A 12,310-nucleotide genomic window follows, 5' to 3' on the forward strand; every position below is an offset into this window, starting at 1 on the left:
ATGCCGGTGACCGGGCACGACCTGGACGAATTCGTGATCGGCGCCGCCGCGTGCGAGGACGGCTCGGTCGGACGCGTCGTGCATCGTCTTCCCGCCTGGGCGCGCGCGCAGGTCGAGGATCCGCTCTTCAGCTACGCCGAAGCGTGTCCGGGCGGCGTGTCGCTGCGATTCGAGAACTCCGCGCCGCATGCGGCGTTGACGCTCGCCGCGAGCACCGTCGCCGCCCGTGGAGTTGACCCGGCGGCGATCACGCTCATCGTCCGTCAGGCCGGCCGGGAGCGGTCCGTGCCGATCACGAGTCCGACGGTCGCCTTCCTCGGGCCGGACAACGAGATCGTCGAGGTCAGGCGCAGCGGGCCCGAGACCGTCCTGCTGCCGACCCACGAGGGGTCTCCGGTGGAGGTCTTCCTGCCGCACAACGCCCGCATCGAGCTCGTCTCCCTGGCGAGTCAGGGTCGCCTCGTGGCGAGCCCGCCCACCGGCACACGCTGGACCCACTACGGCAGTTCCATCAGCCAGGGCATGGACGCGGTGTCGACGACGCGAACGTGGCCCGTCGCCGCGGCCGGTCGCCTCGGCTGGCAGTTGCGCAACCTCTCGTTCGCGGGCAATGCGCAGCTCGACGGCTTCGTTGCGCGGGTCATCCGCGATACGCCGGCCGACCTCATCACGCTCAAGGTGGGAATCAACCTCGTCAACGCCGACAGCATGCGCGAGCGCGCGTACCGCCCGGCACTGCACGCCTTCCTCGACACCATCAGGGAGGGCCGGCCCGAGACGCCGATCGTGCTCATCTCAGCGGTGTCCTGCCCGATTCACGAGTCCGCCCCGGGCCCGGTCGTCACCGGCGACGACGGCCTCGCGCGCGTCGCAGCCCGCTCGGTGGAAGACGACCGGGGCGCCCTGACCCTGTCGAGAACACGCGACATCATGGCCGAGGTCGTGCAGGTGCGAGCCGACGAGCATCTCGTGCTCCTCGACGGACGCGACCTGTTCGGAACGGCGGACACGCATCTGCTGTACGACGGGCTCCACCCCGAGCAGCGTGGTCTCGACCTGATCGCACGGCGCTTCGTCGAGTACGTCGAAACGTCGGTTCCCACGCTCGTTCCGAGCTGATCGGCGGTCGCCTCGCCTCAGTAGACGGCGACGCGGTCCTCGCGCTCGTCGAGCACCCACAGGTGCGACGCGACCGCGCGGAACAGCCGGTGCGGCGCGGCCCCGGTCACGCTCCCCTCGGCCCAGGGTCGCAGGCCGGATGCCTCGCACCGGGCGTTGAACACGGCGAGGCCGTCTTCGACCCCGTCGACCGGGACCTGCTCGGCGAGCGCCTCGGCGTACACGGCGGTCGCCTCGCCGACGGGAGTCGTGGAGTCGAACACGGTGAGCGCGATCTCGGCGCGTTCGGCGATGTTCTGCGAGTGCCGGCGCGCGAGCCGCGACACCCAGACGAACTCGCGCAGGTCGCGCACCGCGAACCAGACGGGCGTCGCCCATGGCCGCCCGTCGCGGTCGGCGGTGGCGAGGGTCAGGTAGGCGTTCGCGTCGAGGATCCGGCCGGCGGATGCCGCGACGGGCGACGAGGATGCTTCGGTGACCATACTCATGGCTATCAGACCCCGTCGCGCGCGGTGAGGTGCCGACTCGCGTGGCGCGCGAGCCCGTCGACCGGCCCGCTCGCGGGTCGGCGCGCCATTCCGGAAGCCGTCGCCCGGCGCTAGGGTGAGCCGCATGTCGGACGCCGCGTCGGCCGGACCCCGCTCCTCCACCGCTGATCCGCCGGGCACGACGAGGCCCGGCGGCCCGGGCCCCGGCGCCCGTGAAGCTGCGCACGGGGATGCGCGCGCACCGCTCGAACCGCTCGCTCCGTTCGCGCGCGGGCCCGTGTTCGGCGCGATGGCGGCGCTCGCGGTGCTGCTCGCGGCGACGGGCAACTGGTACGGGTTCCACCGCGACGAGCTGTACTTCCGCATGCTCGATCCGGCGTGGGGCTATGTCGACCAGCCACCCCTCACGCCCCTGATCGCCCGGGCGATCACGAGCGTCGTCGACGAGCCGTGGGCGCTTCGCATCCCCGCGATCCTGGCCGCGGTCGCGACGGTCCTCGTGCTCGCGCTCATCACGCGCGAGGCCGGCGGCGGTCGGCGCGCGCAGGCGGTCGCGGCGTGGGCCGCGGCATCCGCCTCGTTCCCGATGGTGTTCGGACATGTGCTGCTGACGGCCTCGATCGATCTCGTGGTGTGGCCGCTCGTCGCGCTGTTCACGATGCGCGCGCTGCTGCGCGGCGGCGGCCGGTGGTGGCTCGCCGTGGGCCTCGTCACCGGGCTCGCGACGTACAACAAGCTGCTCGTCGTGCTGCTCGTCGCCGGCATCGGCGTCGGGCTGCTCGTGCTCGGACCGTGGCGGGCGCTGCGATCGCCATGGCTCTGGGCCGGGGTCGGTGTCGCGGTCGTCGTCGCGCTGCCGAACCTCGCGTACCAGGTCGCGAACGACCTCCCGCAACTGCGGATGGGCGCGGCCCTGGCCGAGGACTCCGACGGCGAGGCGCGCCTGTTGACGCTGCCGTTCCTCTTCCTGCTGGCCGGTCCGCCGCTCGTGCCGATCTGGATCGCCGGGCTCGTCGCGCTCCTCCGCCGCACGGCGTGGCGGACGATCCGCCTGTTCGCGGTGGCCTTCGCCGTGGTGGTGCTCGCGACGATCGCGGGCGGCGCGCAGCCCTACTACCCGGTCGGCATCGTCGAGGTGCTGCTCGCGCTCGGCGCCGTGCCGGTCGCCGAGTGGATGCGCACCCCGGGCCGCCGCGCCCTCGTCTGGACGGGCATCGCCGTCAACGCCGTGGTCTCGGCGCTCATCGCGCTGCCGCTGCTGCCGCTCGGCCTCGTCGGAGCGAGCCCGTTCGCCGCGATGAACCAGACCGTCGGCGACTCGATCGGCTGGCCCGCGTACGTCGAGCAGGTCGCCGAGGTCGTGCACGGGGCGGATGCCGCAGCCGACCCGGTCGTCGTCACCTCGAACTACGGCGAGGCCGGCGCGATCGCCCGCTACGGCGACGAGTTCGGACTCGACCCCGACGCCGTCTACAGCGGACACAACGGGCTCTGGTTCCAGGCGAGGCCACCGGATGCCGCGACCGACGTCGTCTTCGTCGGCGGCATGTCGCCTCGTCTCACCGCCGTGTTCGACTCGTGCACGATCGAGGGCCGCCTCGACAACGGCGTCGACGTCGACAACGAGGAGCAGGGCCTGCCCATCACGCTGTGCCGCGGCCGATCCCTCGGTTGGGACGAGCTCTGGCCGCGCCTGGCGCACCTGAGCTGAGGCGCCAGGACCCCGGCTCGCGCGGGCGGGCGCCGAGGCGGGTCGACGCGAACGTCACGGGCGACGCCGCGTCGTGGCATCCGCTCGGGGCTTCGCCCCTAGGCTGCAGCGCAGGAGGTGCGCGATGACCAAGCGGATGCCGAAGAAGCTGTACGAGCGGGAACTGCGCCGGCTGCAGGCCGAACTCGTGGACATGCAGGCCTGGGTGCAGGAGTCGGGCGCCCGCCTCGTCGTGATCTTCGAGGGGCGCGATGCGGCGGGCAAGGGCTCCACGATCAAGCGCGTCTCGGAGTACCTCAACCCGCGCGTCACGCGCATCGTCGCGCTGCCGATGCCGAGCGTGCGCGACAAGACGCGCTGGTACTTCCAGCGCTACGTGCCGCACCTGCCCGCGGCCGGCGAGATCGTGCTCATGGACCGCTCCTGGTACAACCGGGCCGGCGTCGAGCGCGTCATGGGCTACTGCACGAACGAGGAGTACCACCGGTTCCTGCACCAGGCGCCGATCTTCGAGCGGATGCTCGTCGAAGACGGCATCATCCTGCTGAAGTACTGGTTCAGCGTGTCCGACGTCGTGCAGGAGGAGCGGTTCCGCTCCCGCCTCGAGGACCCGATGCGGCGCTGGAAGCTCAGCCCCAACGACGTGCTCTCGATCACGAAGTGGGAGGACTACTCGCGCGCGAAAGACGCGATGTTCGCGAACACCGACATCTCCGAGGCGCCCTGGTATGAGATCGAGAGCGACGACAAGCGGCGCTCGCGCATCAACATGATCGCCCACCTGCTCTCGAAGATCCCGTACACGAAGGTCGAGCGCGAGCCCATAGAGATCCCGCCGCGCCCCGACACCGGCGGCTACGAGCGGCCGCCCCGCGAGTGGGCGAACCTCGTGCCCGACCACGCGGGCGAGGTCATCGCGAAGGCCGACGTGGAGGGCTGAGCCGGCCACGCCGAACGGGCCCACGTGTCAACGATGGCCGCTCGACTGAGGTAGTGTCGTTCGAGCACGCGGAAACGCGCGCGATGCGGATGTGGCGCAGTGGTAGCGCATCACCTTGCCAAGGTGAGGGTCGCGAGTTCGAATCTCGTCATCCGCTCTCTTTCAGTTCATGACGCCGTTCAGCTCACGGCCGGCGCAGGCACGATCTCGTCGGCGTGCACGGCCACCCACTCGACGAGCGGCAGCATGCGCTCCATGAGTTCGCGGCCGAGGTCGGTGAGGGCGTACTCGACGCGCGGCGGCACCTCGGGGTACGACGTGCGCACGACCAGGCCGTCGGCCTCGAGCGTGCGCAGCGTCGAGGCGAGCATCTTCTCGCTGATGCCCTGCACCTCGCGTCGAAGCTCGCCCCAGCGGCGCGTGCCGTCGGTGAGCGCGAGCAGCACGAGCACGCCCCACTTGCTCATGATGTGATCGAGCACCACTCTTGTTGGACACCCCTCGGTGAAGACCTCGCCCGAAGTCGCCCGGATCTGCGCAAGACTTACCACCATGCGGGTAGCTTACCTGAAAGTGGGTACCCTCCCGCGGGAATGCGCGGCATGCTGCGCTCCGTTGACCATGGCGTACCGCGCATCCGCCGCGCGGACGATCGGAAGGATCCACCACTCATGACCATCCTCGTCACGGCCGCCTCCGGCCACCTCGGCCGTCTCGTCATCGACGCCCTCCTCGAGCGCGGCGCCGAGCCGTCGAGCATCGTCGCCGGAGCCCGCGACACCGCCAGGCTCGTGGATGCCGCAGCACGAGGCATCCGCACCGTCGAGCTCGACTACGCGAAGCCCGACACCATCGCGGCCGCGCTCGAGGGCGTCGACACCGTGCTGCTCATCTCGGGATCCGAGGTCGGACAGCGCGTGCCGCAGCACCGCAACGTCATCGAGGCCGCCAAGGCCGCCGGCGTCGCGAAGCTCGTCTACACGAGCGCCCCGAACGCCACGACCGCCGACTACCCGCTCGCCCCCGAGCACGCGGCGACCGAGGCGGTCATCGCCGAGACCGGCGTTCCCGCGGTGATCCTGCGCAACAACTGGTACATCGAGAACTACGCGGCGGATGTCGCGCGCGCTGCCGAGACCGGCGTCATCGCCTCCTCGACCGGAGCGGGCCGCATCTTCGGTGCCACGCGCGCCGACCTCGCGGATGCCGCGGCCGTCGTGCTGCTCGAGGACGGACATCTCGGCGAGGTGTACGAACTCTCGGGCGACGAGGCGTTCACGTACGCCGACATCGCCGCCGCGGCATCCGAGGTGCTCGGACGCGAGGTCGCCTACACGCCGCTGACCGCCGAGCAGCGGGCCGCCGCGCTGGAGGCCGCCGGGCTCGATGCCGGCACCGTCGGATTCGTCACCGCGCTCGACGCCAGCATCGCCGCGGGCGTGCTCGAGGTGCCGTCCGGCGGCATCTCGCGCCTCACCGGCCGGCCGACGACCTCGCTCGTCGACGGACTGCGCGCGGCGCGCTGATCGCGCGGCCCCCGTCGCGCTGGGACTCTGCATGCTCGACCTCTGCGCGCTCGAGCTCGACGCGCGGGCCTCTGCCGGTGCGTTCTGCAGGAGAATTGGCCTCATCTCCCCTGTCAGCCGGGGATGAGACCGTATTCTCCTGCAGAACGGACACATCGGGCACGAGTCACGAACGCGTCGGGAACGACGCGCGGATGGGTGACGGGCCGAACGCGGGTAGCGTGTTCGCATGCTCCTCACCCGCGTCCGCGTCTATCCCGTGAAGTCGCTCGGCGGCCTCGACGTGCGCTCGGCGCGCGTCGAGCCGTGGGGCCTCGCCGCCGACCGCCGCTGGGCCGTCGTCGACGAGAACGGCCGCACGGTCACCGCGCGCGAGCGCAACCTGATGCTCGGCCTGCGGGCCGAGCCGCTCGCCGACGGCGGGGTGCTGCTCGGCAGCGAGGCATCCGACCCGCTTCGAGTGGACGTGCCGACGGAGGCCGCACCCGTCGCGGTCGGCGTCTCGCGCCAGGGCACGGCTCTGCCGGCCGGCGGCGAGGCCGACGACTGGCTGAGCGCACGCATCGGGCAGCCCGTTCGGCTCGTGTGGCAGCCCGACCCGACCGTGCGCCCAGTCAGCGACGAGCACGGCGGACTCGACGGCGACCGCATGTCGCTCGCCGACGCCGGCCCGCTGCTGCTCACGACCGAGGCCTCGCTCGCGGCCCTGAACGCCTGGACCGACGAGGGCGCACCCGTGCTGGACATGCTGCGGTTCCGGCCGAACCTCGTGGTCGACGGCGACGAGCCGTTCGCCGAAGACGAGTGGGGATTCGTGACGCTCGGCGGCGTGCGCTTCCGCGTGGCCGGCGGCTGCGACCGCTGCATGATGACCGGCATCGACCCGTTCACGCTGCAGCGCGGCCTCGAGCCGATCCGCACGCTCTCGAAGCACCGCCGCCGCGACGGCAAGACCTGGTTCGGCGTGCTGCTCGTGCCGCAGGGCGAGGGCGAGATCGCCGTCGGCGACGAGGTCGTGGTCGGCTGAGGATCGTGGTGCCGCTCGCGCCTCAGCGGGTGCCGAGCAACTGCGCGTGGTTCTTCGCGTAGACCGGCTCGCCGAACACGCGCCAGATCACGCGCACGGGTACCGGGAGGTGCTCGCGCATCCACTCGTCGCCCGCGTCACCGGTCGGCGGAAGTGATGCGGCGGCCATGGCGACTCCGATCGACGTTGTGCGGGCGATCGGAGGGTACCCCCGGCGCGCATTGCGCGACAAGGGGACGGCCGCGGCCGGGATGCCGGTCCGTGAAGCGGTGTCGAAGTACCGAAGTACCGGGCCTCGCGGCCCATGTCCTCCCGCGGCTCCGCGGCAGGCCCTCGCCGCCGAGGTCGCACCGTCGTGCGTCGGTCGCACGAGGCGCGAGTACGACCGTCAGGCGGCGCCGAGTGCGGCGCGCGCCGCCGCGTACTTCTCGGCGAGGCGGGCCTGCGTCTCGTGGTCGAGCTTGCGCATGCGCCACGGCGCGGTGTTGTCGGCGATGTCGGCGAGCTTCACGCTGCGCGCGACGGCGTGCGACCGGATGCGCGCGTAGTACTCGGCATCGGAGACCCCCGGCGTGCGCGTGAGCACGAGCACGGCCTCGATGACCTCGGGGGCGACGCCGGCCTCGCGGAGCGTCTCGGCGGTGAGCGCGGTGTCTTCCAGCACGTCGTGCAACCAGGCCACGGCGACCTCGATCGGCTGCGAGGCGGGCTCGAACGCCTCGGCGACGCGGCCCGGGTGATCGATGTACGGAGCGCCGAGCTTGTCGGTCTGGTCGCGGTGGGCGACGAAGGCGATGCCCTGCGCAAGCCCGATCTGCAGGGTGCCGGCGGGCGCGGCGGGCGCGCCGGCGACCGCCGCAGCGGGCGTCGGAGACGGCGCGACCGGCATCGATGCGGGCGCGGATGCCGCGGGCGCGACCGGGCGGGCGACCGGGGCCGCGGCCGGAGCGACCGGCTGCACGGCGGGCGCCGGCGAGACGGGCGCAGGTGCAGCGGCGGAGGCGGGCGAGGCGGGAGGCGCGGGAGGCGCCGCCACGAGCGGCGTGACGGGCCCGGTCGAGTTCGCCGGAACGGCGCGGGCGGGCGTCGGGGCGGGCGCGGACCCGGCCACCACCGCCTCGAACTGCTCGAAGGTCCAGTCGGCGTCGGATTCCATCGTCATCTTCACATCCTCCCCGATGTGCGTCGGTTGACCGGCATCGGCCGGCTCAGGGGCTTCGTCAGTCTCGTCGGATTCGGCGGCGGCACCGGTGTCGGCGGCTTCGGCGTCGGCGGCATCGGCCGCATGCGCCTGGACCGGCGCGCTCGGCGGACTCGCCTCGACCCGCTCGGCCTGCTCGACCTGCTCGACCCGACCAGTGGCCGTTGCGGCCGTCGTCGGCAGCGGCTCGACGGGACCGGTCGCCCGGGCCGGCCGCATCGGATCGAGCAATTCGGTCCACGCCGGGTCGTCGAGCGGATCGAGTCCGGCGACCGGCCTGGCGAACCCGAGCTCGTCCTCGAGCTCGAGCATCTCGTCGAGGTCGAGTTCGTGCATCGACCTGATCTCGCTCATGCGCCGCACGGAGACGTAGCGCTCGGAGACCTCGGTCATGCGCGCGCCGTCATCGGTCGAGAAGTAGCGCGAACCGTCATCGCCGAGGACCTCGACGATGGTCTCCTCGTATTCGCCGCCCGGCTCCAGCGAGCACACGTGGTATCGGAACGGACCGCCCTCGACCGCACGCCGATGCGTCGCCGACGAGGCGCGCGCGGCTGCGCGACGACCGGGGGTCGGGTCGTCAACGGATGTGCTCACTCGGGCTCCTGGCCGTGGGGGATCGGTTGGGGCGGCGCCGAAGCGCTGTCCCGATCCTACGAGAGCACCGCCGCGTGCGGGGGATCCCCCGCGGATTCCGACACGAACGACGAACCTGCACAGGCGGTTTCCACGCCGAAGCGATCAGCCCAGAGCAGATCAGCCCCGGGCAGCACTGCCGTGGGCGGAAACGCTGGCCCGCGGCATCCGCTCGGCCGCACGCTGGGGTCATGAGCGAAGAATCCCCGGCCCCGCTGCATCCGATCGATGCCGACCTCTCGACCCTGCTGTTCCGGCAGCGCGTCGTGGTGCTCGGCACCGAACTCGACCAGAACCTCGGCAACCGCCTGACGAGCCAGCTGCTGCTGCTCTCGGCCGAGGACCCGGAGCGCGACATCGCGTTCTGGATCAACTCCCCCGGCGGATCCGTGACCGCGATGCTCGCGATCATGGACGTCATGAAGGCGATCCCGAACGACGTCGCCACCGTCGCGATCGGCATGGCGGCCAGCGCGGGCCAGTTCCTGCTCTCGGCCGGCACGCCGGGCAAGCGGGTCGCGCTGCCGCATGCGCGCATCCTCATGCACCAGGGTTCGGCGGGCATCGGCGGCACCGCGGTCGACGTCGAGCTGCAGGCCGACGACCTGCGCGAGACGCGCGACACGATGCTGCGCCTGCTCGCCGAGCACACCGGGCAGCCGCTCGAGCGCATCACCGAGGACTCGCTGCGCGACCGCTGGGTGAGTGCCGAGGAGGCCGTCGCCTACGGCTTCATCGACCGGATCGTGCACGACGCGATCGACATCTACCCCGGCGCCCGCGGGCGCATGCTCGGGCCGGGGTTCCGGTCGGATGCCGCAGGCCACCCGCTCGCGGACGCCGCCGCCGCGGCTCGACAGGGGGTGCTCGCATGAGCAGCTATCCGATCCCGTACGTGGTGGAGCGGCACGGCAACGTGGAACGCACCCTCGACGTGTACAGCCGCCTGCTCGGCGAGCGCATCATCACGCTCGGCACCGAGATCGACGACGGCGTCGCGAACGTGCTCATCGCGCAGCTGCTGCACCTCGAGGCCGACAGCCAGGAGGCGCCCGTGCACCTCTACCTCAACTCGCCCGGCGGATCCCCGCATGCGGCACTCGCGGTGTACGACACGATGCAGCACATCCGGCCGCCGGTCGCGACGACCTGCGTCGGCCAGGCCGGCGGCCCCGCGGCCGTGCTGCTCGCGGGCGGGGCGCCGGGCATGCGCGGCATCCTCCGGCACGGACGCGCGGTGCTGCACCAGCCGTCCACGCAGGGTCGGGGCTCGATCCCCGACCTGATCATCCACGCCGACGAGGTGCTGCGCGTGCGCGGCGAACTCGAGGCGGTGCTCGCGCACGACACCGGGCGTTCGCGAGAGCAGGTGCGGCAGGACACCGATCGCGAGCTCATCCTCGATGCGGCGGGGGCGGTCGAGTACGGACTCGTCGACCGCGTGGTGGCGCTGCAGCGCACGGCTGCGCCGGCGCTCGGATAGCCCTTATGGGCCCACTCGACCGGCGGTGGCCCTGGAGACAGGAGGGTCCGTGTCGAAACGCGGTGCCGAAGTACCGCCGGTTTCGAGGACACTCCCGCTACGCGGCGAGGGCGATGCCCCGCACTGCGCCGGCGACGGGGGCGGATGTCTCGTGCGGCGCGGATCCCGGCAGCGCGGCGCCGCGCGCGGTCAGGTCGAGCACGACGAGCGGGCGCGGGGCGATGCGCCGGTCGGCGCCCCGCGCGGCGCGTGCCGCGTCGCCCGTGAGCTCGGCTGCGACGCCGGCCGCCACGTCGACGAGCGTGAGGCCGAGCGCCTCCGCCACGGCGGCGAGGATCTCGCTCGAGGGCTCCTTGCGTCCGCGCTCGATCTCGGAGAGGTACTGGGTCGACACGTCGGCCTCGCTCGCGACGTCGGCGAGGATGCGCTCCTGCGCGAGCCGCTCGCGCCGCAGGAACGCACCGAGCGCCTCGCGCCAGAGCGGCGTGCGCTCACGAACGGGCTCGCGCTGCGGCATCCGCTCGCTTCGGGGCATCCGCTCGGGGACTCGCAGCCCCGTGGGGTGCAGTTCGGTGAGGTGCGGGCCGATCGCGTCCATGCCGCGAGGCTACCCAGCCGGCGGGCGGATGTCTCGCGCATCCGCTCAGAGCAGAATCGCCCGCCGGTCGAGAACCGCTAGGCTCGCGGGCAGTGACACGGGGTGCCGCGATCCGCGCGGCTGAGATCACACCCGTCGAACCTGATCTAGTTCGGACTAGCGAAGGGATGTCGCGATGAGCGATCGCGCGTACGTCGACCCTGCCCACCCGCCGGCCATGCTCGGCACCGATGCGAGGGGGCCCGCAGCGAAGGAGCCCAGCCGCGACGATCCGCCCGGCCGCGCCCGCCGCGCCGTCGCCGCGGCCTCGATCGGCACGGCGCTGGAGTGGTACGACTTCTTCCTCTACGGCACGGCGGCGGCGCTCGTGTTCCCGGCCCTGTTCTTCCCCGGCGAGGATCCGTTGACCGGCGTGCTGCTCTCGTTCGCGGTCTACGCGACCGGGTTCCTCGCGCGTCCGCTCGGCGGGCTCGCCGCCGGCTACCTCGGCGACCGCTTCGGCCGCCGCGCGACCCTGCTCGGCACGCTGCTCGTCATGGGCATCGCCACGGCGCTCATCGGCCTGCTGCCGACCTATGCCCAGATCGGCGCGCTCGCACCGGCCCTGCTCGTGCTGCTGCGCCTCGCGCAGGGCGCCGCGACCGGCGGCGAATGGGGCGGGGCCGTGCTGCTCGCCCTCGAGAGCTCGCCCGAACGGCGCGGCGCACGCGGCGGACTCATCCAGAGCGCGCTCTACGTCGGCCTGATCCTCGGCAACCTCGCGTTCGTGCTGCTCCTGGCGGCGCTCGACGAGGAGCAGCTGCTCGCCTGGGGGTGGCGCATCCCGTTCCTCGCCAGCCTCGTGCTCGTCGGCGTCGGCGTGTACCTGCGCCGCCGGGTCGACGAGTCGCCCGAGTACACGGCGCTGCTCGAGCAGCGTCGCACGTCGAGGCATCCGCTCGCCGAGGTGCTGCGGCGGCCGCGCAACGTGCTCGCGGTGTTCCTCGTGCGCGCGGGGCAGAACACGACGTTCTACCTCGTGTCGGTGTTCTGCCTGAGCTACGCCGCGAGCCTCGGCCTCGAGCGGTGGGTGACGCTCACGGCGCTGCTCGTCGGCGCGGGCATCGCGGTCGTCGCCTGCCCGATCTGGGGGCGGGTCGGCGAACGCGTCGGATCCGCCCGGCTCACGGTCGCCGCGCTCGGCGGGCTCGCGGTGATCGCCGTGCCGCTGTTCCTCGCGCTCGACACGGGGTCGGCGGCGCTCGTCATCGGCGTCGTCGCGCTGGCGATCGGCGTCGTGAACGCGGCCGCCGACGGCGTGCAGCCGATGTGGTTCGCGTCGCTCTTCGACGCGCGGGTGCGCTACTCGGGCATCACGATCGGGCGCGAGGCGGGCGCGATCGTGGGCGGCGGGCTCTCACCGCTGCTCGCCGCGTGGCTCGTCGCGACGACGGGGCACTGGTGGCCGGTCGCGGTGCTCATGATCGTCGCCGCGGCGCTCGGAGTCGTCGGGGCGCTGCTGGCGCGCAAGGCCTGAGCGCGCAGAGCGGATGCCGCGACCCGCCGTTCGGCGTCGGTCGCGGCATCCGCTCGAGGGATCTG

13 protein-coding genes, 1 tRNA gene and 1 riboswitch are annotated in these 12,310 nt (G+C 72.6%); of the genes, 9 read left to right on the forward strand and 5 right to left on the reverse strand.

Going from position 1 to position 12,310, the window contains the following annotated elements:
* Positions 1-6: 6 nt before the first annotated feature.
* Positions 7-1,119, forward strand: a complete 1,113-nt coding sequence (locus tag AC3IPY_RS16860) for a GDSL-type esterase/lipase family protein (protein ID WP_489185418.1) — start codon at positions 7-9, stop codon at positions 1,117-1,119.
* Positions 1,120-1,136: 17 nt separating this feature from the next.
* Here the strand turns inward: AC3IPY_RS16860 and AC3IPY_RS16865 are convergent, their stop codons facing one another.
* Positions 1,137-1,601 carry a pyridoxamine 5'-phosphate oxidase family protein gene (locus AC3IPY_RS16865; RefSeq protein ID WP_489185419.1) on the reverse strand — a complete coding sequence of 155 codons (465 nt, stop codon included), beginning with the start codon at positions 1,599-1,601 and terminating at the stop codon, positions 1,137-1,139.
* 130 nt (positions 1,602-1,731) lie between these two features.
* Here AC3IPY_RS16865 and AC3IPY_RS16870 point away from each other — a divergent pair, with 130 nt between their 5' ends.
* The 3 genes from AC3IPY_RS16870 (at position 1,732) to AC3IPY_RS16880 (ending at position 4,415) form a co-directional block, all read left to right on the forward strand.
* Entirely contained in the window at positions 1,732-3,318 is a 1,587-nt protein-coding gene (locus AC3IPY_RS16870; protein WP_489185420.1) for a glycosyltransferase family 39 protein, read from the forward strand.
* Positions 3,319-3,442: 124 nt separating this feature from the next.
* The gene (gene ppk2, locus AC3IPY_RS16875; protein ID WP_489185421.1) at positions 3,443-4,258 is read left to right on the forward strand and encodes a polyphosphate kinase 2; all 816 of its coding nucleotides are present in this window, start codon (positions 3,443-3,445) and stop codon (positions 4,256-4,258) included.
* Positions 4,259-4,343: 85 nt separating this feature from the next.
* A tRNA-Gly gene (locus AC3IPY_RS16880) sits at positions 4,344-4,415 on the forward strand.
* Positions 4,416-4,437: 22 nt separating this feature from the next.
* Here the strand turns inward: AC3IPY_RS16880 and AC3IPY_RS16885 are convergent.
* Complete coding sequence (locus AC3IPY_RS16885) at positions 4,438-4,812, reverse strand: winged helix-turn-helix transcriptional regulator (RefSeq protein ID WP_489185422.1); 375 nt, start codon at positions 4,810-4,812, stop codon at positions 4,438-4,440.
* A 117-nt stretch (positions 4,813-4,929) separates the two neighbouring features.
* On the opposite strand from AC3IPY_RS16885, the gene AC3IPY_RS16890 reads away from it, so the two are divergent.
* Together AC3IPY_RS16890 and AC3IPY_RS16895 are read left to right on the forward strand one after the other, a co-directional pair.
* Positions 4,930-5,784 carry an SDR family oxidoreductase gene (locus AC3IPY_RS16890; protein WP_489185424.1) on the forward strand — a complete coding sequence of 285 codons (855 nt, stop codon included), beginning with the start codon at positions 4,930-4,932 and terminating at the stop codon, positions 5,782-5,784.
* Between the two features lie 229 nt (positions 5,785-6,013).
* A complete protein-coding gene (locus tag AC3IPY_RS16895) occupies positions 6,014-6,811 on the forward strand; it encodes an MOSC domain-containing protein (RefSeq protein ID WP_489185425.1) in 798 nt (265 codons plus the stop codon).
* 22 nt (positions 6,812-6,833) lie between these two features.
* Here the strand turns inward: AC3IPY_RS16895 and AC3IPY_RS16900 are convergent, their stop codons facing one another.
* Both AC3IPY_RS16900 and AC3IPY_RS16905 read right to left on the reverse strand, forming a co-directional pair.
* Complete coding sequence (locus AC3IPY_RS16900) at positions 6,834-6,980, reverse strand: hypothetical protein (protein WP_489185426.1); 147 nt, start codon at positions 6,978-6,980, stop codon at positions 6,834-6,836.
* 219 nt (positions 6,981-7,199) lie between these two features.
* On the reverse strand, positions 7,200-8,609 hold the full coding sequence (locus tag AC3IPY_RS16905) for a hypothetical protein (protein WP_489185427.1): 1,410 nt from the start codon (positions 8,607-8,609) through the stop codon (positions 7,200-7,202).
* A 230-nt stretch (positions 8,610-8,839) separates the two neighbouring features.
* Here AC3IPY_RS16905 and AC3IPY_RS16910 point away from each other — a divergent pair, with 230 nt between their 5' ends.
* Together AC3IPY_RS16910 and AC3IPY_RS16915 are read left to right on the forward strand one after the other, a co-directional pair.
* Complete coding sequence (locus tag AC3IPY_RS16910) at positions 8,840-9,523, forward strand: ClpP family protease (protein WP_489185428.1); 684 nt, start codon at positions 8,840-8,842, stop codon at positions 9,521-9,523.
* Positions 9,520-10,131, forward strand: coding sequence for a ClpP family protease (locus AC3IPY_RS16915; RefSeq protein ID WP_489185429.1), 612 nt, complete (start codon positions 9,520-9,522; stop codon positions 10,129-10,131). The genes AC3IPY_RS16910 and AC3IPY_RS16915 overlap by 4 nt, the downstream gene beginning before the upstream one ends.
* A gap of 97 nt (positions 10,132-10,228) precedes the next feature.
* Here the strand turns inward: AC3IPY_RS16915 and AC3IPY_RS16920 are convergent, their stop codons facing one another.
* Positions 10,229-10,729 (reverse strand): helix-turn-helix domain-containing protein, encoded by a 501-nt coding sequence (locus AC3IPY_RS16920; protein ID WP_489185430.1) that lies wholly within the window; start codon positions 10,727-10,729, stop codon positions 10,229-10,231.
* A gap of 88 nt (positions 10,730-10,817) precedes the next feature.
* Positions 10,818-10,914, forward strand: a riboswitch (TPP riboswitch).
* Between AC3IPY_RS16920 and AC3IPY_RS16925 the strand changes: the two genes are divergently transcribed.
* Positions 10,905-12,245, forward strand: coding sequence for an MFS transporter (locus tag AC3IPY_RS16925; protein ID WP_489185431.1), 1,341 nt, complete (start codon positions 10,905-10,907; stop codon positions 12,243-12,245). Its footprint overlaps the riboswitch before it by 10 nt.
* The last annotated feature ends 65 nt before the right edge of the window (positions 12,246-12,310 follow it).

Source organism: Agromyces sp. GL_144 (assembly GCF_057834305.1).

Bases quoted from the DNA above. Each gene is read 5' to 3' on its own strand.
- AC3IPY_RS16920 (WP_489185430.1), bottom strand. From the start codon at position 10,729: ATGGACGCGATCGGCCCGCACCTCACCGAACTGCACCCCACGGGGCTG.
- AC3IPY_RS16925 (WP_489185431.1), top strand. From the start codon at position 10,905: ATGAGCGATCGCGCGTACGTCGACCCTGCCCACCCGCCGGCCATGCTC.
- ppk2 (WP_489185421.1), top strand. From the start codon at position 3,443: ATGACCAAGCGGATGCCGAAGAAGCTGTACGAGCGGGAACTGCGCCGG.
- AC3IPY_RS16895 (WP_489185425.1), top strand. From the start codon at position 6,014: ATGCTCCTCACCCGCGTCCGCGTCTATCCCGTGAAGTCGCTCGGCGGC.
- AC3IPY_RS16900 (WP_489185426.1), bottom strand. From the start codon at position 6,980: ATGGCCGCCGCATCACTTCCGCCGACCGGTGACGCGGGCGACGAGTGG.
- AC3IPY_RS16885 (WP_489185422.1), bottom strand. From the start codon at position 4,812: ATGGTGGTAAGTCTTGCGCAGATCCGGGCGACTTCGGGCGAGGTCTTC.
- AC3IPY_RS16865 (WP_489185419.1), bottom strand. From the start codon at position 1,601: ATGGTCACCGAAGCATCCTCGTCGCCCGTCGCGGCATCCGCCGGCCGG.
- AC3IPY_RS16910 (WP_489185428.1), top strand. From the start codon at position 8,840: ATGAGCGAAGAATCCCCGGCCCCGCTGCATCCGATCGATGCCGACCTC.
- AC3IPY_RS16870 (WP_489185420.1), top strand. From the start codon at position 1,732: ATGTCGGACGCCGCGTCGGCCGGACCCCGCTCCTCCACCGCTGATCCG.
- AC3IPY_RS16915 (WP_489185429.1), top strand. From the start codon at position 9,520: ATGAGCAGCTATCCGATCCCGTACGTGGTGGAGCGGCACGGCAACGTG.
- AC3IPY_RS16890 (WP_489185424.1), top strand. From the start codon at position 4,930: ATGACCATCCTCGTCACGGCCGCCTCCGGCCACCTCGGCCGTCTCGTC.